This window comes from Kitasatospora sp. NPDC005748 (assembly GCF_040630735.1).
In the GTDB taxonomy this organism is placed as follows: Bacteria; Actinomycetota; Actinomycetes; order Streptomycetales; family Streptomycetaceae; genus Kitasatospora.
This window is the reverse complement of record NZ_JBEXYD010000004.1, coordinates 134472-154153: the sequence shown is the minus strand read 5'-3', so window position 1 is coordinate 154153 and position 19682 is coordinate 134472. Positions and strand designations below refer to the sequence as shown.

Here is a 19682-nt window from a genome sequence, read left to right as displayed (position 1 = left end):
GCCTCAGCCTTCCAGGGCGGCGAGACCGGGGAGCGTCTTGCCCTCCAGGTACTCAAGGCTGGCGCCACCGCCGGTCGAGATGTGCCCGAACTTCGTCTCGTCGAAGCCCAGGATGCGGACGGCCGCGGCGGAGTCGCCGCCACCGACCACGGTGAACGCGTCGCTGTCGAGCAGGGCCTGCGCGACGGCCTTGGTGCCCTCGGCGAAGGTCGGGTGCTCGAAGACACCGACCGGACCGTTCCAGAACACCGTCTTGGCGTCGGCCAGCTTCGCCGCGAACAGCTCCCGGGTCTTCGGGCCGATGTCCAGGCCCTCCTTGTCCGCGGGGATCTTGTCGGCGTCGACGACCGCGAAGTCCTCGACCGGCTTGTGGGTCTTGGTGTCGGGGAACGACCCGGAGACCGCGATGTCCACCGGCAGCACGAACTCGACGCCGTTCGCCTTCGCCCGCTCCAGGTAGTCCAGGACGACCGGGATCTGGTCCTTCTGCAGCAGCGAGATGCCGACCTCGTGCCCCAGGGCCGCGAGGAAGGTGTACGCCATGCCGCCGCCGATGAGGATGCGGTCGGCCTTGCCGAGCAGGTTCTCGATCACGCCGACCTTGTCGGACACCTTGGACCCGCCCAGGACGACCACGTACGGCCGCTCGACCTCCTCGGTGAGCCGCTTGAGCACGGCCACCTCGGCGGCGATCAGGTCGCCGACGGCGTGCGGCAGGCGGGCCGGCAGGTCGTACACCGAAGCGTGCTTGCGGTGCACGGCGCCGAAACCGTCGCCGACGTACAGCTCGGCCAGCGCGGCCAGCTCGTCGGCGAAGGCGCCGCGCTCGGCGTCGTCCTTGCTGGTCTCACCGGCGTTGAAGCGCAGGTTCTCGAGCAGCGTGACCTCGCCGTCGGCCAGGGCGGCGACGGTGGCCTTCGCGCTCTCGCCCACGGTGTCGGTCGCGAACGAGACCGGCGTACCGAGGATCTCGCCGAGGCGGGCGGCCACCGGCGCGAGGGAGAACTGCGGGTCGGGCTCGCCCTTCGGGCGGCCGAGGTGGGAGGCGACGACGACCTTCGCACCGCGCTCGACGAGCTTGGCGATGGTCGGGGCGACGGCGCGGATCCGGCCGTCGTCGGTGATCGTGCCGTCGGACAGCGGGACGTTGAGGTCGGCGCGGACGAACACGCGCTTGCCGGCGACGTCGAGGTCTTCGATGGTCTTCACGGTCTTCGGTCTCCTGGGGAGATGGTTGCGCTGTTGGCAGCGGCACAACGGCGGGCCGCCTGGGAGTTGAGTTTCGAGGGTGCGCAGACGGAGGGCCCGGACGGCGTGCGGTGTCCGGGCCCTCCCCCCTACTTCACGTCAGCTCCCGCTGCGTCAGAGCTGGCCGCCGACGAGGGTGGTCAGGTTGACGAGGCGGTTCGAGTAGCCCCACTCGTTGTCGTACCAGCCGAAGACCTTGACCTGGTTGCCCTGGACCATGGTCATCAGCGAGTCGAAGATCGTGGAGAACGGCGAGTTCACGATGTCGGAGGAGACGATCGGGTCCTCGGTGTACTGCAGGATGCCCTTGAGGGAGCCCTCGGAGGCCTTCTGGAAGGCCGCGTTGACCTCCTCGACGGTGACGTCGCGCTCAAGGGTGACGACCAGGTCGGTGATCGAACCGGTCGGGACCGGGACGCGCAGCGAGGTGCCGTCCAGCTTGCCCTTCAGCTCCGGCAGGACCAGCGCGGTGGCCTTGGCGGCACCGGTGGACGTCGGGATGATGTTGAGGGCCGCGGCGCGGGCGCGACGCAGGTCCTTGTGCGGGAAGTCCAGGGTGACCTGGTCGTTGGTGTACGCGTGCACCGTGGTCATCAGACCCTTGACGATGCCGAAGTTCTCGTTGAGCACCTTCGCCAGCGGCGCCACGCAGTTGGTGGTGCAGGAGGCGTTGGAGATCACGTCGTGCTTGGCGGCGTCGTACTTCTCGTCGTTGACGCCCATCACGATGGTGACGTCCTCGTCGGTGGCGGGCGCCGAGATGATGACCTTCTTGGCACCGGCGGTGATGTGCTTCTTGGCCGCCTCGGCCTTGGTGAAGATGCCGGTGGACTCGATCACGATGTCCACGCCCAGCTCGCCCCAGGGGAGGTTGGCCGGGTCACGCTCGGCGATGACCTTGAAGGTCTTGCCGTCGACGGTGATGCTGTTCTCGGTGTGCGAGACCTCGCCCGGGAAGGTACCCAGGATCGAGTCGTACTTGAGCAGGTGCGCCAGGGTCTTGGTGTCGGTCAGGTCGTTGACACCGACGATCTCGATGTCCGCGCCCTGAGCCTTGACCGCACGGAAGAAGTTGCGGCCGATGCGGCCGAATCCGTTGATGCCTACCCGGATCGTCACGAACCGATCTCCTCGTTAGGTACGCCGGAGCTATGCCGACGGGGTGGAATTTGGGAGGTCCCCGACCGCCTATGACCCTACCTCTCCCAGGCCTGGGAGGGCACATCAGGCCGGGTCGGACGCCTTGGCGTGGCGTGTCAAGAGGGTGCGAGCAGGGCTTCCGTCCTTGCCGTCGGGGGCAGTTGGTCGCGGCCCGCGCGGACCGGTCCGAAGCCCCCCGGCCGCACCGTCCGGACACGGCACAGCCGGTGCCCGGAATCCGGACACCGGCTGGTCTGTCGTCACTGGCTGTGATCGCTAGTTGAGCGCCATCTCGTCGGTCAGATTGGCCTCGGTGCTCGGCAGGCCGAGCTCGGAGGCGCGCTTGTCGGCCATCGCCAGCAGCCGGCGGATCCGGCCGGCCACCGCGTCCTTGGTCAGCGGCGGGTCGGCCAGGGCGCCCAACTCCTCCAGCGAGGCCTGCTTGTGCTGCATCCGCAGCTGGCCGGCGGCGGCCAGGTGGTCCGGCACCTCCTCGCCGAGGATCTCCAGCGCGCGCTGCACCCGGGCGCCGGCCGCGACCGCGGCCCGGGCCGAGCGGCGCAGGTTGGCGTCGTCGAAGTTGGCCAGGCGGTTGGCGGTGGCCCGGACCTCGCGCCGCATCCGCCGCTCCTCCCACGCCAGCACCGACTCGTGGGCGCCGAGGCGGGTCAGCAGCGCGCCGATGGCGTCGCCGTCCCGGATCACCACCCGGTCGACGCCGCGCACCTCGCGGGCCTTGGCCGGGATGCCGAGCCGGCGGGCCGCGCCGACCAGGGCGAGGGCCGCCTCGGAGCCGGGGCAGGTGATCTCCAGCGAGGAGGAGCGGCCGGGCTCGGTGAGCGAGCCGTGCGCCAGGAAGGCGCCCCGCCAGGCCGCCTCCGCGTCACAGGTCGCCCCGGAGACGACGGCCGGGGGCAGGCCCCGGATCGGTCGGCCGCGGCCGTCCACCAGACCGGTCTGCCGCGCCAGCAGCTCGCCGTCCTTGACCACCCGCACCACGTAGCGGCTGCCGCGCCGCAGACCGCCGGGCGCCATCACCACCAGGTCCGAGGAGTGTCCGAAGATCTCCAGGAGGTCCTTGCGCAGGCGTCGCGCTGCCGCCCCGGTGTCCAGCTCCGCCTCGATCACGATGCGGCCGCTCACGATGTGCAGCCCGCCCGCGAAACGCAGGATCGCCGAGACCTCCGCCTTGCGGCAGCAGGCCCGGGTGACCGGGAGCCGGCTGATTTCGTCCTTCACCGCTGGAGTCATCGCCATGGCCCGATCCTTCCATGTGTCCGGAAAATCCGGTCGTACGCGGCGGCCAAGAGCTCCGGGTCGTGTCGCGGCGTGCCGTCGGTACGGGCGACCCGGCCGAGCACCAGGGCCGCGCCCATCCGCTCCGCGGCCTTTTCCAGGCCGGCCAGGTCCGCCTGGCCGAAGGCGCCGCCGGTGACGGCGCGCTCGTCCACCAGGATCGCATCCACCGCGAGGGCGGGTGCGTGGTCGGCGATGACCTCCAGGTGGCGCTGCGGGGTGAAGCCCTCCGTCTCGCCCGGCTGCGGGGCCAGGTTCAGGGTGAGCAGCCGGCGCGCGCGGGTCTCGGTGAGCGCCTCGGCGAGTTCGGGGACGAGCAGGTGGGGCAGCACGCTGGTGAACCAGGAGCCGGGCCCGAGCACCACCCAGTCCGCCTCCCGGACGGCCGTGACGGCCTCCGGGACGGCCGGCGGCCCGTCCGGCAGCAGCCGGATGGACTGCACGGTGCCGGGCGTCACGGCGACGCTCGCCTGGCCCCGGACGGCGGACAGCTCGCCCGGGCTGGCCGGGTCGTGGCCGCGCACGACCGCCTCGATGTCCAGCGGTACCGCCGACATCGGCAGCACCCGGCCCTGGACGTTCAGCAGCCGGCCCACCCAGTCCAGGGCGGCGACCGGGTCCCCCAGCTTCTCCCAGAGCGCGACGATCAGCAGGTTGCCGACGGCGTGGCCGCCCAGGCCGCCGGAGCCGGTGAAGCGCTGCTGGATCACCTCGGACCAGGTCCGGCCCCAGTCGTCGTCGCCGCAGAGCGCGGCCAGCGCCTTGCGGAGGTCGCCCGGGGGCAGCACCCCGAGCTCCTCGCGCAGCCGGCCGCTGGAGCCGCCGTCGTCGGCGACGGTGACCACGGCGGTGAGGTCGGTGGTGAGCCGGCGGAGGGCGGAGAGCGAGGCCGAGAGCCCCTGACCGCCGCCGAGGGCGGCGATCCGGGGCGCCTGGTTGCCGCGGGGTGCCTGGTTGGTACGGGCCGGGCTGGTGCGGACCTGGCCGGTCCGCGGCCGGTTGGGCGACGCGCCGCGTGACGGGACCCCCGTCCGGTCGGCGGTCTTGTTCTGCGGCTGCCGCCCGGGCACGTATCCCGTCACACCTACCTCGCGTTCCTCTTGCCCGCCGCCGGCCTCCACCGGCGGCCCGGCAGGGGGTGAGGCGGCTACTCCCGTCCCATGTCACGGTGGACCAGCACCGTTTCGACGCCGTCCGCGATCAGACGCTTGGTCAGCCGCTCGGACATCGCGACGCTGCGGTGCTTGCCACCGGTGCAGCCTACGGCAAGGGTCATGTAACGCTTCCCCTCGCGGCGGTACCCCTCGGTGATGATGCGCAGCAGCTCCGCGTAGCCGTTGAGGAACTCGTTGGCACCGGGCTGTTGGAACACGTAGTCGGCGACGTCGGCGTCGGTGCCCGTCCGGGCGCGGAGCTCGGGCACCCAGTGCGGATTCGGCAGGAAGCGGCAGTCCACCACGAGGTCGGCGTCGACCGGGAGGCCGTACTTGAAGCCGAAGGACATCACGGTGGCGCGCAGCTCGGGCTCGTCGTGGTCGGCGAACTGGGCGTCCAGCTTGGCCCGCAGCTGGTGCACGTTGAGGTTGGAGGTGTCGATCACCAGGTCGGCCTCGCCGCGCAGCTCGCGCAGGAGGTCGCGCTCCTGGGCGATGCCGTCCACGATCCGGCCGTCGGCCTGGAGCGGGTGCGGGCGGCGCACGCTCTCGAAGCGCCGGACCAGGGCGTCGTCGGAGGAGTCCAGGAAGACCACGCTCAGCCGGACGCCGCGCTTCTCCAGCTCGTCCAGCGAGGTGAGCAGGTCGTCGAAGAACTGGCGGCCGCGGACGTCGACCACGGCGCCGATCCGGGCGACGTTCCCCTGGGAACGGGCGCCGAGGTCGACCATGGTCGGGATGAGGGCCGGCGGCAGGTTGTCCACCACGAACCAGCCCAGGTCCTCCAGGCACTTGGCCGCCGTCGACCGGCCGGCTCCGGACATCCCGGAGATGATCACCAGCTCCGGCACGTTCTCGCCCGCGGCCAGTGGTCGGGCGGTGCCGCCATCGTCGGACATCGTCACTTCGGTTCCCCGCTCTCGGTGGTTCTGCTGTGGAGAACGCGCGCGGCACGGCCACGCTTCCCCTGCTCACTCGGGCGAGTGAACGCGGGGCGCGCCGGCTGACGGACGGCGTCGGCCGTCATGGCGTCTCCTGGAATGGTGCGGTCTGGGGTGCGGCGTCGGTCCCGGTGCCGGCCGCCGGGCCGGCCGGGACGGCGCCGTCATCGATGATCTCGCCGGTGGCGGTGTTCACGGCGGGTGTCGCGGATGGACGGGACGACAACGCCGCCGCAACAGTCTCCGCCGTCCGGCGTCCGATGCCGGGGACGGCGCAGAGTTCGTCGACGGTGGCCAGCCGGAGCTTCTTCAGCGAGCCGAAGTGCTTGAGCAGCGCCTGGCGGCGAGTCTCGCCGAGGCCGGGGACGGAGTCCAGCTCCCCGGCGGTGAGTCGCTTGGACCGCTTGCTGCGCTGGTAGGTGATGGCGAACCGGTGCGCCTCGTCGCGGACCCGCTGGAGCAGGTAGAGGCCCTCGCTGCTGCGCGGCAGGACCACCGGGTCCTCCTCGCCGGGCAGCCAGACCTCCTCCAGCCGCTTGGCCAGGCCGCAGAGGGCGACGTCGTCGATGCCGAGCTCGTCCAGGGCGCGCTTGGCGGCGGCGACCTGCGGCTGGCCGCCGTCGACGACCAGCAGTTGCGGCGGATAGGCGAAGCGGCGCGGGCGGCCGGTCTCCGGGTCCACCGGGCCGACCACGACCTCCGGGCCGTCGGGGTCGTCGGACCCGCGGGCGGCGCCGTGCAGCCCGGGTGCGCCGGCCTCCGCGGGCGCGCCGGGGTCGTCCGCCTCGGGAACGGCCCACTCCCCGGTCTGCTCGCGCTCCTGGAGGTAGCGGCGGAACCGGCGGCCGATCACCTCGTGCATCGAGCGGACGTCGTCCTGGCCCTCGAAGCCCTTGATCTGGAACCGGCGGTACTCGCTCTTGCGGGCCAGGCCGTCCTCGAAGACCACCATCGAGGCGACCACGTCCTCGCCCTGGAGGTGCGAGATGTCGAAGCACTCGATCCGCAGCGGGACGGAGTCCAGCTCCAGCGCGTCGGCGATCTCCTGGAGGGCGCGGCTGCGGGTGGTGAGGTCGGAGGCGCGCTTGGTCTTGTGCAGCGCCAGCGCCTGCTGGGCGTTGCGCTGCACGGTGGCCATCAGGTCCTTCTTGTCGCCGCGCTGCGGGATCCGCAGGTCGACCTGGCTGCCGCGCAGGCCGGTCAGCCACTCCCGGACCGGTTCGGCGGGCTCCGGCAGTGCGGGCACCAGCACCTCGCGCGGCACGGCGCCGTCGCCGCCGCCGTAGAGCTGCTGCAGGGCGTGCTCGACCAGGGCCGCGGTGTCGACGTCCTCGACCTTGTCGGTGACCCAGCCGCGCTGGCCGCGGACCCGGCCGCCGCGGACGTGGAAGATCTGGACGGACGCCTCCAGCTCGTCCTCGGCGAGGGCGAGCAGGTCGGCGTCGGTGGCGTCGGCGAGGACGATGGCGTTCTTCTCCATCGCGCGCTTCAGCGCACCGATGTCGTCCCGCAGCCGGCCCGCCTTCTCGTACTCCAGGTCGGCGGCGGCCTCCCGCATCTGCTCTTCCAGCCGGCGCAGGTAGTTGCCGGTGCGGCCGGCCATGAAGTCGCAGAAGTCCTCGGCCAGCTCGCGGTGTTCCTCGGCCGAGACCTTGCCGACGCAGGGCGCGGCGCACTTGCCGATGTAGCCGAGCAGACAGGGCCGGCCGACCTGGCGGGCCCGCTTGAAGACGCCGTTGGAGCAGGTGCGGACGGGGAAGACGCGCAGCAGCAGGTCGACCGTCTCGCGGATCGCCCAGGCGTGCCCGTAGGGGCCGAAGTAGCGCACGCCCTTCTTGTGCGCCCCGCGCATCACCTGGACTCGCGGGTACTCCTCGTTGAGGGTGACCGCGAGCTCCGGATAGCTCTTGTCGTCGCGGTACTTGACGTTGAAGCGGGGATCGAACTCCTTGATCCAGGAGTACTCCAGCTGGAGCGCCTCGACCTCGGTGGCGACGACCGTCCACTCCACCGAGGCGGCCGTGGTGACCATCGTCGCGGTCCGCGGGTGCAGCCCGGCGAGGTCCTGGAAGTAGGACGACAACCGGGGCCGCAGGCTCTTGGCCTTGCCGACGTAGATGACCCGCCCGTGGGCGTCGCGGAACTTGTAGACGCCCGGCGAGGTCGGGATCGCGCCCGGTGCGGGGCGGTAGGTGGACGGGTCAGCCATGGGTCCACCGTACCGAGTCGGGCCGGGGCTGCGGAGGGGAGATCAACTGGTTCAGCTCGGGGTCACCTTGAGGTTGCCGCCCTCGACCGCCACGGAGTAGGCGGGGAGCGGGGTGGGCGCCGGTCCGTCCAGCACCGCGCCGTCGGTGATGGCGAACATGCTGCCGTGACAGGGGCATTGGATCTTCTGGTTCTTGACCTGGTCGACGATGCAGCCGGCGTGGGTGCACGTGGCGCTGAACGCCTTGTACTCACCGGCGTTGGGCTGGGTCACCACGATCTTCTTGTCCCGGTAGACGGTGCCGCCGCCGACCGGCACGGCGGTGGCCGGGCCGACGTCCACCGGGGTCTTGGGCCCGGAGGAGGTGGAGGTGGACGAGGACGACGAGGAGCAGCCGGCGACCGCCAGCGTGCCGCCGCCTGCGGCGAGGACGGCCGCGGCACCGCAGAGCAGGGTGCGGCGGGAGGTGGCGGGGTTCTCGCCCAGCGGGCTCTCGGGGGCCTCGGACATGTGGTTCGCTCCTGGAGTCGCTGCGGTTCGCCGGGGGTCCCCCCGCGGCGCCGGTCGGCGGTGATTCTATGCGGCCCTTACCCGGCCGCCCCCCGAACGGGGGTCGGCCGGGCCGATGTCGTGCCGCCGACCTCGCGGCGCTACTTCTTCTTGGCGACCGCCCGCTTGCGCGGGGCCTTCACCGGCGCCGGGGCGTCGGTGAACTCGCCCGGGAGGATGTCCCGGAGGAACTTGCCGGTGTGGCTCTCGGAGACCGCCGCGATCTGCTCCGGCGTGCCCTCGGCCACCACCATGCCGCCGCCGGAGCCGCCCTCGGGGCCCATGTCGACGATCCAGTCGGCGGTCTTGATCACATCGAGGTTGTGCTCGATGACGATCACCGTGTTGCCCTTCTCCACCAGACCCGAGAGCACCTTGATCAGCTTGCTGATGTCCTCGAAGTGCAGACCGGTGGTGGGCTCGTCCAGCACGTAGACCGTCCGCCCGGTGGAGCGCTTCTGCAGCTCGGAGGCGAGCTTGACGCGCTGCGCCTCACCACCGGAGAGGGTCGGCGCGGACTGGCCGAGCCGGACGTAGCCGAGGCCGACGTCGTTGAGCGTCCGCAGGTGCCGGGCGATCGCCGGGACGGCCTCGAAGAAGTCCATCGCCTCCTCGATCGGCATGTCCAGGACCTCGGCGATGGACTTGCCCTTGAAGTGGACCTCCAGCGTCTCCCGGTTGTACCGGGCGCCGTGGCAGACCTCGCACGGCACGTAGACGTCCGGCAGGAAGTTCATCTCGATCTTGATGGTGCCGTCGCCGGAGCAGTTCTCGCAGCGGCCGCCCTTGACGTTGAACGAGAACCGGCCGGGCAGGTAGCCGCGGACCTTGGCCTCCTGCGTCTCGGCGAAGAGCCGCCGGACGTGGTCGAACACGCCGGTGTAGGTGGCCGGGTTGGAGCGCGGGGTGCGGCCGATCGGCGACTGGTCGACGTGCACGACCTTGTCCACCTGGTCGGTGCCGGTGATCCGGGTGTGCCGGCCCGGCACGCTGCGGGCGCCGTTCAGCTCCCGGGCGAGGTGGGTGTAGAGGATGTCGTTGACCAGCGTCGACTTGCCGGAGCCGGAGACCCCGGTGATCGCGGTGAACGTCCCGAGCGGGAAGCCGACCGTGACGTCCTTGAGGTTGTGCTCGCGGGCGCCGTGGACGGTCAGCTGGCGCTTCTTGTCCCGCTCGCGGCGGGTGGCCGGGATCGGGATGGACCGCTTGCCGGAGAGGTACTGGCCGGTCAGCGACTCCTTGTTGGCGAGCAGCTGCTTGAGCGAGCCGGAGTGCACCACCTTGCCGCCGTGCTCACCGGCGCCCGGGCCGATGTCGACCACCCAGTCGGCCATCTTGATGGTGTCCTCGTCGTGCTCGACGACGATCAGGGTGTTGCCGATGTCCCGCAGCCGGACCAGGGTCTCGATCAGCCGGTGGTTGTCCCGCTGGTGCAGGCCGATCGAGGGCTCGTCCAGCACGTAGAGCACGCCGACCAGGCCGGAGCCGATCTGGGTGGCGAGCCGGATCCGCTGGGCCTCGCCGCCGGACAGGGTGCCGGCCGCGCGGTTCAGCGAGAGGTAGTCCAGGCCGACGTCGACCAGGAACCGCAGCCGCTCGTTGACCTCCTTCAGGACGCGCTCGGCGATCTGCTTGTCCCGCGCGTTGAGCTTCATCGCGCCGAGGAAGTCCGAGCAGTCGCTGATCGACATCGCCGAGACGTCCGCGATGGACCGGCCCTCGACGGTGACGGCCAGCACGACCGGCTTGAGCCGGGTGCCCCGGCAGGTCGGGCAGGGCACCTCGCGCATGTAGCCCTCGAAGCGCTCGCGGCTGCTGTCGCTCTCCGCCTCGGTGTGCCGGCGCTGGATGAACGGCACCGCGCCCTCGAAGCCCGTGGTGTAGGAGCGGTCCCGGCCGTAGCGGTTGCGGTAGCGCACCTCGACCTGGTGCTTGTGCCCGTACAGCAGCGCCTTCCTGGCGCGGGCCGGCAGCCCGGCCCAGGGGAGGTCCGTCCGGAAGCCCAGCTCGCCGGCGAGGGCGTCGATCAGGCGCTGGAAGTACTCCTTGGTGTGGCCGCCGGACCAGGGGTGGATGGCCCCCTCGTCCAGCGACTTCTCCTCGTCGGGGACGACCAGCTCCGGGTCGACCTCCATCCGGTTGCCCAGGCCGGAGCAGTCCGGGCAGGCGCCGAACGGCGAGTTGAAGGAGAACGAGCGCGGCTCCAGCTCCTCGAACGACACGTCGTCGTACGGGCAGTAGAGGTGCTCGGAGTACATCCGCTCGCGCTCCGGATCGCCCTCCGGGAGGTCGACGAAGTCGAGCACGACCATGCCGCCGCCGAGCCGCAGGGCCGTCTCCACCGAGTCGGTCAGCCGGCGCTTGGCGCTGCTCTTCACGGTGAGGCGGTCGATGACCACCTCGATGGTGTGCTTCTCCTGCTTCTTGAGCTTGGGCGGCTCGGCGAGCTGGACCGTCTCGCCGTCCACCCGGGCCCGGGCGTAGCCCTTGGACTGGAGGTCGGCGAAGAGGTCGACGAACTCGCCCTTGCGCTCGCGCACCACCGGGCTGAGCACCTGGAACCGGGTGCCCTCGGTGAGCTCCAGCACCTTGTCCACGATCGCCTGCGGGGACTGCTTGGCGATCGGGCGGCCGCAGTGCGGGCAGTGCGGCTTGCCGATCCGCGCGAACAGCAGGCGCAGGTAGTCGTAGACCTCGGTGATGGTGCCGACGGTCGAGCGCGGGTTCCGGTTGGTGGACTTCTGGTCGATCGAGACGGCCGGGGAGAGGCCTTCGATGAAGTCGACGTCGGGCTTGTCCATCTGCCCGAGGAACTGACGGGCGTAGGAGGACAACGACTCGACGTATCGGCGCTGGCCCTCGGCGAAGATCGTGTCGAAGGCGAGCGAGGACTTGCCGGAGCCGGAGAGGCCCGTGAAGACGATGAGGGAGTCGCGGGGCAGGTCGAGCGAGACGTTCTTGAGGTTGTGCTCGCGAGCACCGCGGACGATGAGGCGGTCGGCCACTGCTTCTGGCGCCTTTCTCCGGGGCGAGATGGCTTTGCGTGAGAGGTGTACTTCTTCCAGGATGCGCCTGCCAGCCTATAGCTCAGGCGTTCGATTCTCGACCTTGTCCAGCGGAGTCCACCCGATCGAGTGAGAGACCTGCTCGACGTTGACCGGGCCTGTTCGAGAAAAGCCCTGCTCAGCCGTGACATCGGAGATAGCGTCACCCTCGTCAACGAGCGAGTGCCCGTGCGGGCAACGCTGCCGACCACTCCGACGGAGGCCGCCACCGATGACCGACCCCCAGACCGCCGCCGACCTCGCCGACGAGCGGCTCCGGCTGGTCGCCACCAGCACCGGGCACCTGCTGCACACCGTGGCCGGACTGAAGCCCGAGGCCCTCGCGGAGCCCTCCGCCCTGCCGGGCTGGACCAGGGGCCACGTCCTGGCCCACCTGGCCCGCAACGCGGACTCGCTGGTCAATCTGCTCGACGGCGCCCGGACCGCCACCGACATCCCGCAGTACCCCAGCGACGAGGCCCGTGACCAGGGCATCGAGGACGGCGCCGACCGCCCGCTCGATGTCCAGCTCGACGACCTGCGCGACTCCGACGAGCGGTTCGCCGCGGCCGCCGCGGCGCTGGCGCCCGGGGCCTGGACGGCCGAGGTGCGCCACCGCACCGGCTACGTCTTCCCGGCCGCCGACATCCCGTGGAAGCGGCTGATGGAGGTCGAGTACCACCACGTCGACCTGGCCGCCGGCTACTCCCCCGCGCACTGGCCGGAGCTCTTCGCGGTGGCCGAGTTCCGGCGCCTGTCCGACCGGCTGGCGGGCGCCGAGGGCCTGCCCGCGGTCGAGCTGGTCGCCGACGACACCGAGGACCGGGCCGTGATCGGCACCGCCGGCGAGGGGCCCGGACTGACCGCCGAGGGCCCGGTGCGGGCGCTCGCCGCCTGGCTCTCGGGCCGCTCCGACGGCGACGGCCTGCAGGTCCACCGCGGCGGCGACCAGCTCCCCGACGGCCGCGCCGCGCTGCCCGCGCTCCCGCCGCTGGGCTGACGCGGGGCGGGCCCCCGCACCGGGCCGGGCCCCGGCGCGGGAAGATCCACAAGACGCGGCCCGGCCGCGCGACGATGCTGGCAGCAGGGGCGATGCCGACGGCGGCCCCGGAACGACGAGGAGCGGACGGATGACGTACCACGGAGCGGTCAAGGTCGGCGGGCCGCCGGACGTGCGCGAGCTGGCCCACCTGATCATCACCAAGGCGGCCGTCGCCCCGTACGACAACAACGCCTACCTGCTGCGCTGCCGGGCCACCGACGAGCAGCTGTTGATCGACGCCGCCGCCGACGCGGCGGTGCTGCTGGAGACGGTCGGTGACGAGCTGACCACCGTGGTCACCACGCACCGCCACCACGACCACTGGGGCGCGCTCGCCGAGGTGGTCGCGGCGACCGGCGCCCGCACCGCCGCCGGGCGGTACGACGCCGAGGGCATCGACGTCCCGACCGAGCTGCTGCTGGAGGACGGCGAGCCGCTGCGGTTCGGGCAGATCGAGCTGACCGTCCGGCACCTGGTCGGGCACACCCCCGGCGCCATCGTGCTGGTCTACGACGACCCCCAGGGCCACCCGCACGTCTTCACCGGCGACTGCCTCTTCCCCGGCGGCGTCGGGAACACCTGGGACGACAGGGCCGCCTTCGAGAGCCTCTACCGGGACGTCAACGAGAAGATCTTCGACGTGCTGCCGGACGAGGCCTGGGTGTACCCCGGCCACGGCAAGGACACCACCCTCGGCGCCGAGCGCCCGCACCTCCAGGAGTGGCGCGAGCGCGGCTGGTAGCCCCGGTACGACGAACGGCGGGCCCGCGACCACTGCTCGGTCGCGGGCCCGCCGCCCTGGACCCCGGGGGTCCCGGGGATCAGGGGATCAGGCGTCGATCTTCTCCGGGGCCTCGTCGGCCCGCTCCTGCTTCTTCGCGGCGATCAGGCTGGTCACCGTGGTGACGGCCAGCACCACCACGATGAAGCCCAGCGAGAACGGGATGCCGATCTCGGGGACGTGCACACCCTGCTCGTGCAGCGCGTGCAGCACCAGCTTCACGCCGATGAAGCCGAGGATCACCGACAGGCCGTAGGAGAGGTGGACCAGCTTCTTCAGCAGCCCGCCGATCAGGAAGTACAGCTGGCGCAGCCCCATCAGGGCGAAGGCGTTCGCGGTGAAGACGATGTACGGGTCCTGGGTCAGGCCGAAGATCGCCGGGATCGAGTCCAGCGCGAACAGGACGTCCGTGGTGCCGATCGCGAGCATCACGATCAGCATCGGCGTCATCAGCCGACGGCCGTTCTCCCGGATGAAGAGCTTGGTGCCGTGGTACTTGTCGGTCGACGGGAAGCGCTGCTCGATCGACTTGAGCAGCCGGTTCTCCTCGAACTCCTCGTCCTCCTCGTCGGCCCGGGCCTCCTTGATCAGCTTCCAGGCCGTCCAGACCAGGAAGCCGCCGAAGATGAAGAACACCCAGGAGAACTGCGCCACCAGGGCCGCGCCGCCGGCGATGAAGACCGCCCGCAGCACCAGGGCGATGATCACACCGAACATCAGCACGCGCTGCTGGTAGATCTTCGGCACCGCGAACTTGCCCATGATCAGGATGAACACGAACAGGTTGTCGACGCTGAGCGACTTCTCGGTGATGTACCCGGCGAAGAACTCACCGGCCGGCTTGGAGCCGGAGTGCCACCAGAGGAACCCGCCGAAGACGGCGGCCAGCACGATCCAGACCGTGGTCCAGACACCGGCTTCCTTGACCGACACCTCGTGCGGCTTGCGGCCGCCGATGAAGAAGTCGGCCACGATCAGGGCCAACAGCACACCGATCGTGCCGATCCACAAACTTACGGAAACGTCCACTACTGCTCCTCCGGCAGGTAGGCGAGACAGTCATCGTCACTGCCGGAGGTCTCTTCCGCCCGCCGGGCGCATGTGCGGCGCCCGCGGACCAGCGCCCCGGGACGCCGCCAGGTGGGCGCCCGTGATGACGGGACAACTGCGAGGGAATACTCCCCTCCGCTCCCACGAGGCTAACAGAAGAACCAAGAGAAGGTAAAGAAGGTAAAGAACGACCCGGGGCGCCTGCCGCCGGCCGGGACCCCGCCCGCTAGAGGAAGGGCTCGATGGCCGGCAGCAGGTCCTGGAAGGTCCGGCCCCGGGCCGGCGCGCCGATCGCCTGCATCCCCCAGCCGCCGGACGGCTCGCGGAACACCTTCGCCATGATCTGGCCGGTGTGCGGGCCGCCGCCGGCCAGCTCGTAGCGGGCCAGCTCCAGCCCGGTCGAGTCGTCCACCAGCCGGCAGTACGCGTTCTGCACCTCGGCGAAGGTCTGCCCGGTGTACGAGCTGACCGTGAACACCACCTGGGTGATGTGCACCGGTACGTGGGCCAGGTCGACCAGGATCGACTCGTCGTCCTCACCCGCCCCGGTGCCGCCGACCAGGTTGTCCCCGGTGTGCCGGACGGAGCCGTCGTTGCTCTCCAGGTGCTGGAAGAAGACCACGTCGGACGGGGTCTGCTCGGCGTACAGCAGCGCCGAGGCGTCCAGGTCGATCTGTCGCGTCCGGCTGCCGAAGAGACCGCGCTTGGGCGCCGCCTTCCAGCCCAGCCCCATCCGGACGACCGTCAGCGACTCGCCCGAACCCTTCTGCAGGCTGACCTGCTGCCCCTTGGCAAGGTTCACCGACACGGCCTTGTCCTCTCTGCCCAGCCGGGCGGTCGGTATCCGCGCCGGCTTCACGGTGGAACACCCCCTTGCCGTCCCCCGGCTGAGGCCCCCTGATGCGACCGCCCGTCCCGGGCGGCACCGCAGGCCAGCCTAGGGCCTGCGGTCGGCCGCGTCCGTCAGCGTCTACCCGTTTGTGGCAAGGCTGAGACACCGCCGGGCTTGACCGGTACCGGATCCGGCCAAGCCCGGCGCGGGCCGCGACCGGCGCTACGCGATACCCGCCTCGCGCATCTGGCGGAGCTCCTTCTTCAGCTCCTTGACCTCGTCGCGCAGCCGGGCCGCGACCTCGAACTGGAGGTCCGTCGCGGCCGCGTGCATCCGCTCGGTCATCGACTGGATCAGCTCGGCCAGCTCGGCCGCCGGCAGGCTCTTGGCGGGCTTGCGGTCCGCGCCCAGCGCCGGCACCGGGGCCTTGCCCTTGCCCCCCGCCCGGTAGCCGGAGGAGAGCAGCTCGTCGGTGTCGACCTCCTCGCGCGCGAGGGTGTCCAGGATGTCGCCGATCTTCTTGCGGAGCGGCTGCGGGTCGATCCCGTGCTTCTTGTTGTAGGCCTGCTGCACGGCCCGGCGGCGGTTGGTCTCGTCGATCGCCTTCGCCATCGAGGGGGTGATCCGGTCCGCGTACATGTGGACCTGGCCGGAGACGTTGCGGGCCGCGCGGCCGATGGTCTGGATCAGCGAGGTGCCGGAGCGCAGGAAGCCCTCCTTGTCCGCGTCCAGGATCGCCACCAGGGAGACCTCGGGCAGGTCGAGGCCCTCACGGAGCAGGTTGATGCCGACCAGCACGTCGTACCGGCCGGCCCGCAGCTCGCGCAGCAGCTCGACCCGGCGCAGCGTGTCGACGTCGCTGTGCAGGTACCGGACCCGGATGTCCAGACCGAGCATGTAGTCGGTGAGGTCCTCGGCCATCTTCTTGGTGAGGGTGGTGACCAGGACGCGCTCGTCCCGCTCCACCCGCGTCCGCACCTCGTGCACCAGGTCGTCGATCTGGCCCTCGGTCGGCTTGACGATCACCTCGGGGTCGATCAGGCCGGTCGGGCGGATGATCTGCTCGACCTGGCCGTCGCCGCGGGACAGCTCGTACGCGCCGGGGGTGGCCGAGAGGTAGACGGTCTGGTCGGTCCGCTCCAGGAACTCCTCCCACTTGAGCGGGCGGTTGTCCATCGCGGAGGGCAGCCGGAAGCCGTGCTCGACCAGGGTGCGCTTGCGGGAGGCGTCGCCCTCGTACATCGCGCCGATCTGCGGGACGGTGACGTGCGACTCGTCGATGACCAGGAGGAAGTCCTCCGGGAAGTAGTCGAGCAGGGTGTTCGGCGGGGAGCCGGGCGCGCGGCCGTCGAAGTGCATCGAGTAGTTCTCGACGCCCGAGCAGGTGCCGATCTGGCGGAGCATCTCGATGTCGTAGGTGGTGCGCATCCGCAGCCGCTGGGCCTCCAGCAGCTTGCCCTGCTTCTCCATCCGGGCCAGCGTCTCGGCCAGCTCCTTCTCGATGTCGTTGACCGCCCGCTCCATCCGCTCCGGGCCGGCCACGTAGTGCGAGGCGGGGAAGACGTGGACGGAGTCGTCCTGGCTGATGATCTCGCCGGTCAGCGGGTGCAGGGTGTACAGCGACTCGATCTCGTCGCCGAACATCTCGATCCGCAGGGCGAGCTCCTCGTAGACCGGGAAGATCTCGATGGTGTCGCCGCGGACCCGGAAGGTGCCGCGGGTGAAGGCGAGGTCGTTGCGGGTGTACTGGATGTCGACGAAGCGGCGCAGCAGCACGTCGCGGTCGATCTCCTCGCCCACCTTGAGCCGGACCATCCGGTCGACGTACTCCTGCGGGGTGCCGAGGCCGTAGATGCAGGAGACGGACGCGACGACGACCACGTCCCGGCGGGTGAGCAGCGAGTTGGTCGCGGAGTGGCGCAGCCGCTCGACCTCCTCGTTGATCGAGGAGTCCTTCTCGATGTAGGTGTCCGTCTGCGGGACGTACGCCTCGGGCTGGTAGTAGTCGTAGTACGAGACGAAGTACTCGACCGCGTTGTTCGGCAGGAGTTCCCGGAACTCGTTGGCCAGCTGGGCGGCCAGGGTCTTGTTCGGCGCCATCACCAGGGTGGGGCGCTGCAGCTTCTCGATCATCCAGGCCGTGGTGGCCGACTTGCCGGTGCCGGTGGCGCCGAGCAGGACGACGTCCTTCTCCCCCGCGCGGATCCGGCGCTCCAGCTCGGCGATCGCCGCCGGCTGGTCGCCATTGGGCTGGAAGGGGCTGACGACCTCGAAGGGCGTCTCTGAGCGCTCAATACTCGTGATGGGTCGCACGTGTCCACCGTACGACCCACCACTGACAACCGGTGCCTACTTGGCGCTGTCCCGGGCCAGCGCGACCAGCCGGGAGACCGCCCGGAGGTACTTCTTGCGGTAGCCGCCGCGCAGCATCTCCTCGGGGAAGACCTGGTCGAAGGGGATCCCGGAGGCGGTGATCGGCAGCTCGCGGTCGTACATCCGGTCGGCGAGGACGACCAGGCGCAGCGCGGTCGACTGGTCGTCGACCTGCCGCACGCCGCGCAGGCAGACCGCCTGCACGTCGTCCAGCAGCGCGCCGTAGCGGCTCGGGTGGACGGCGGAGAGGTGGTCGAGCAGCCCGGAGAACTCGTCCAGCGAGGCGCCCGGGGTGCGGGCGGCGACGGCGGCGACGGTCTCGTCGTCGTACGGCGGCGGGGCGGCCGGCAGGCCGCGGTGGCGGTAGTCCTGGCCGTCGATCCGCATCGGGCGGAAGTGCGCGGAGAGGCCCTGGATCTCGCGCAGGAAGTCGGCGGCGGCGAACCGGCCCTCGCCCAGCTTCTCCGGAAGGGTGTTCGAGGTGGCGCAGAGCTTGACGCCGTTGTCGACCAGGCGGCCGAGCAGGGTGGAGACCAGCACCGTGTCGCCCGGGTCGTCCAGCTCGAACTCGTCGATGCAGAGCAGGCGGTGGTCGGAGAGGGTCCGGACGGCCTGCTGGAAGCCGAGCGCGCCGACCAGGTTGGTCAGCTCGACGAAGGTGCCGAACGCCTTGGGGCCGGGGGCGGCGTGCCAGAGCGAGGCCAGCAGGTGGGTCTTGCCGACGCCGTAGCCGCCGTCCAGGTAGACGCCGGCCGGGCCGGTGGGCACGGGGGCCGTACGGCGGAACCAGCTGCGCTTGGGGGCGCCGCCGTGTCCGGCGTTGAGCGTGCCGGCGAACTGCTCCAGGACCTGGACCGCCTCGTACTGGCTGGGCTGGTTCGGGTCCGGGAGGTACGTTCCGAAGCTGACGAGGGAGAAGCGCGGTGGCGGGACCATCTCGGCCACCAGGCGCTCGGCGGGGACGACGGGGCGCCGGTCGGTGAGCGCGAGGGGAGCGGTGGCCACGTCTGCGGTCGCTATCGGCTCGGTCGGCGCGTCGGGGAGTGGGGCTGCGGGCACGGTACTAGAGGGTACGCCTGCCGGCGCACCGCTCGGGCCGAGGGCCGCCGGTGGATCGCCGGGCCCCGGGCGACGAGACTGGGCGGCATGCAACAGTTGATCAGTCCGCTGTCCCGGCCGTTCGCCGATCCCGCGTCGCTGGAGTCGCTCGCCGCCGTCTACGCGTACCCCGAGCAGGTGAATCACGGCCGGCCGTGGCTGCGGGCCAACATGGTGGCCGGCCTGGACGGCGGGGCGAAGCTGGCGGGCCTGTCCGAGGGGCTCTCGGGGGACGCCGACAAACGGATCTTCGGAGTGCTGCGGGCGCTGTCGGACGTGGTGCTGGTGGGCGCCGAGACGGTCCGCGCCGAGGGGTACCGGCCGGGCCGGGCCCGGGCCGACTTCGCCGCGGCGCGGGCGGCGGCCGGGCAGGCCCCGGCCCCGGTGATCGCGATCGTCAGCCGCTCGCTGGGGCTTGACCTCGCGGCGCCGCTGTTCACCGAGCCGCTGGTGCGGACGGTGGTGATCACCACCGAGGACGCGCCGGCGCGCAGCCGCCGGGCGGTGGCCGAGGTGGCCGACGTGGTGGTGGCCGGGAAGGGCTCGGTGGACCTGCCCGCCGCGGTCGCGGCCCTGGCCGAGCGGGGGTGGACGAGGCTGCTGAGCGAGGGCGGTCCGCGGCTGCTGGGGCAGCTGGCCGCCGCGGACCTGCTGGACGAGCTGTGCCTGTCGGTGGCACCGCTGATCACGGCCGGCGACGCGCCGCGCATCATCCACGATGCGGAAATGCCTGACGTGCAGCGGATGCGACTGGTCTCATTGATCGAGCAGAAAGGATTCCTCTTCACCCGCTACCTGCGTCTTCACCCGCAAGCCGCGTCACCGGCCCCCGTGACCGCCGGACAGTGATCCCGCTCTCCTTCGGGAGCTCCACCCGCGTGGCCCGCAGGGTCGCGGGGCAGCATGCGGAAAGCTTCCCGCCGGG

15 protein-coding genes are annotated in these 19682 nt (G+C 71.2%); 3 read left to right on the top strand and 12 right to left on the bottom strand.

Annotated features, from left to right (window positions below; all coding sequences use genetic code 11):
• Positions 1-3 precede the first annotated feature (3 nt).
• From ABZ495_RS05205 to uvrA, 8 genes are all read right to left on the bottom strand, one after another.
• On the bottom strand, positions 4-1209 hold the full coding sequence (locus ABZ495_RS05205; RefSeq protein ID WP_329490010.1) for a phosphoglycerate kinase: 1206 nt from the start codon (positions 1207-1209) through the stop codon (positions 4-6).
• 153 nt (positions 1210-1362) lie between these two features.
• Complete coding sequence (gap, locus tag ABZ495_RS05200) at positions 1363-2367, bottom strand: type I glyceraldehyde-3-phosphate dehydrogenase (RefSeq protein WP_329490009.1); 1005 nt, start codon at positions 2365-2367, stop codon at positions 1363-1365.
• Between the two features lie 297 nt (positions 2368-2664).
• Positions 2665-3645, bottom strand: a complete 981-nt coding sequence (gene whiA / locus ABZ495_RS05195; RefSeq protein ID WP_329490008.1) for a DNA-binding protein WhiA — start codon at positions 3643-3645, stop codon at positions 2665-2667.
• The gene (yvcK, locus tag ABZ495_RS05190) at positions 3636-4607 is read right to left on the bottom strand and encodes a uridine diphosphate-N-acetylglucosamine-binding protein YvcK (protein ID WP_329492283.1); all 972 of its coding nucleotides are present in this window, start codon (positions 4605-4607) and stop codon (positions 3636-3638) included. Before yvcK ends, whiA begins: the two co-directional genes overlap by 10 nt.
• A gap of 224 nt (positions 4608-4831) precedes the next feature.
• Complete coding sequence (gene rapZ / locus ABZ495_RS05185) at positions 4832-5737, bottom strand: RNase adapter RapZ (protein WP_329490007.1); 906 nt, start codon at positions 5735-5737, stop codon at positions 4832-4834.
• A gap of 124 nt (positions 5738-5861) precedes the next feature.
• The gene (gene uvrC, locus ABZ495_RS05180) at positions 5862-7988 is read right to left on the bottom strand and encodes an excinuclease ABC subunit UvrC (protein ID WP_359834495.1); all 2127 of its coding nucleotides are present in this window, start codon (positions 7986-7988) and stop codon (positions 5862-5864) included.
• A gap of 51 nt (positions 7989-8039) precedes the next feature.
• Positions 8040-8498 (bottom strand): Rieske (2Fe-2S) protein, encoded by a 459-nt coding sequence (locus tag ABZ495_RS05175; protein ID WP_352288129.1) that lies wholly within the window; start codon positions 8496-8498, stop codon positions 8040-8042.
• A 140-nt stretch (positions 8499-8638) separates the two neighbouring features.
• Complete coding sequence (gene uvrA, locus ABZ495_RS05170) at positions 8639-11542, bottom strand: excinuclease ABC subunit UvrA (protein ID WP_329490004.1); 2904 nt, start codon at positions 11540-11542, stop codon at positions 8639-8641.
• 271 nt (positions 11543-11813) lie between these two features.
• Between uvrA and ABZ495_RS05165 the strand changes: the two genes are divergently transcribed.
• Positions 11814-12581: a maleylpyruvate isomerase family mycothiol-dependent enzyme gene (locus ABZ495_RS05165; RefSeq protein WP_359804432.1), complete on the top strand. Its 768-nt coding sequence runs from the start codon at positions 11814-11816 to the stop codon at positions 12579-12581.
• 130 nt (positions 12582-12711) lie between these two features.
• The gene (locus ABZ495_RS05160) at positions 12712-13365 is read left to right on the top strand and encodes an MBL fold metallo-hydrolase (RefSeq protein ID WP_359834493.1); all 654 of its coding nucleotides are present in this window, start codon (positions 12712-12714) and stop codon (positions 13363-13365) included.
• Positions 13366-13452: 87 nt separating this feature from the next.
• Here ABZ495_RS05160 and ABZ495_RS05155 read toward each other — a convergent pair whose 3' ends face one another.
• From ABZ495_RS05155 to zapE, 4 genes are all read right to left on the bottom strand, one after another.
• Positions 13453-14433, bottom strand: coding sequence for a TerC family protein (locus ABZ495_RS05155; protein WP_329490001.1), 981 nt, complete (start codon positions 14431-14433; stop codon positions 13453-13455).
• Positions 14434-14680: 247 nt separating this feature from the next.
• Positions 14681-15262: a TerD family protein gene (locus ABZ495_RS05150; RefSeq protein ID WP_329490000.1), complete on the bottom strand. Its 582-nt coding sequence runs from the start codon at positions 15260-15262 to the stop codon at positions 14681-14683.
• Between the two features lie 246 nt (positions 15263-15508).
• Entirely contained in the window at positions 15509-17599 is a 2091-nt protein-coding gene (gene uvrB / locus ABZ495_RS05145) for an excinuclease ABC subunit UvrB (RefSeq protein WP_329489999.1), read from the bottom strand.
• 36 nt (positions 17600-17635) lie between these two features.
• The gene (zapE, locus tag ABZ495_RS05140; RefSeq protein WP_359834606.1) at positions 17636-18679 is read right to left on the bottom strand and encodes a cell division protein ZapE; all 1044 of its coding nucleotides are present in this window, start codon (positions 18677-18679) and stop codon (positions 17636-17638) included.
• A gap of 126 nt (positions 18680-18805) precedes the next feature.
• Between zapE and ABZ495_RS05135 the strand changes: the two genes are divergently transcribed.
• Positions 18806-19606 carry a pyrimidine reductase family protein gene (locus ABZ495_RS05135; protein ID WP_329489998.1) on the top strand — a complete coding sequence of 267 codons (801 nt, stop codon included), beginning with the start codon at positions 18806-18808 and terminating at the stop codon, positions 19604-19606.
• Positions 19607-19682 lie beyond the last annotated feature (76 nt).

Coding starts and splice junctions, on each gene's coding strand:
- rapZ (WP_329490007.1), bottom strand. CDS start 5,737: ATGTCCGACGATGGCGGCACCGCCCGACCACTGGCCGCGGGCGAGAAC.
- whiA (WP_329490008.1), bottom strand. CDS start 3,645: ATGGCGATGACTCCAGCGGTGAAGGACGAAATCAGCCGGCTCCCGGTC.
- ABZ495_RS05175 (WP_352288129.1), bottom strand. CDS start 8,498: ATGTCCGAGGCCCCCGAGAGCCCGCTGGGCGAGAACCCCGCCACCTCC.
- ABZ495_RS05160 (WP_359834493.1), top strand. CDS start 12,712: ATGACGTACCACGGAGCGGTCAAGGTCGGCGGGCCGCCGGACGTGCGC.
- uvrC (WP_359834495.1), bottom strand. CDS start 7,988: ATGGCTGACCCGTCCACCTACCGCCCCGCACCGGGCGCGATCCCGACC.
- ABZ495_RS05165 (WP_359804432.1), top strand. CDS start 11,814: ATGACCGACCCCCAGACCGCCGCCGACCTCGCCGACGAGCGGCTCCGG.
- ABZ495_RS05135 (WP_329489998.1), top strand. CDS start 18,806: ATGCAACAGTTGATCAGTCCGCTGTCCCGGCCGTTCGCCGATCCCGCG.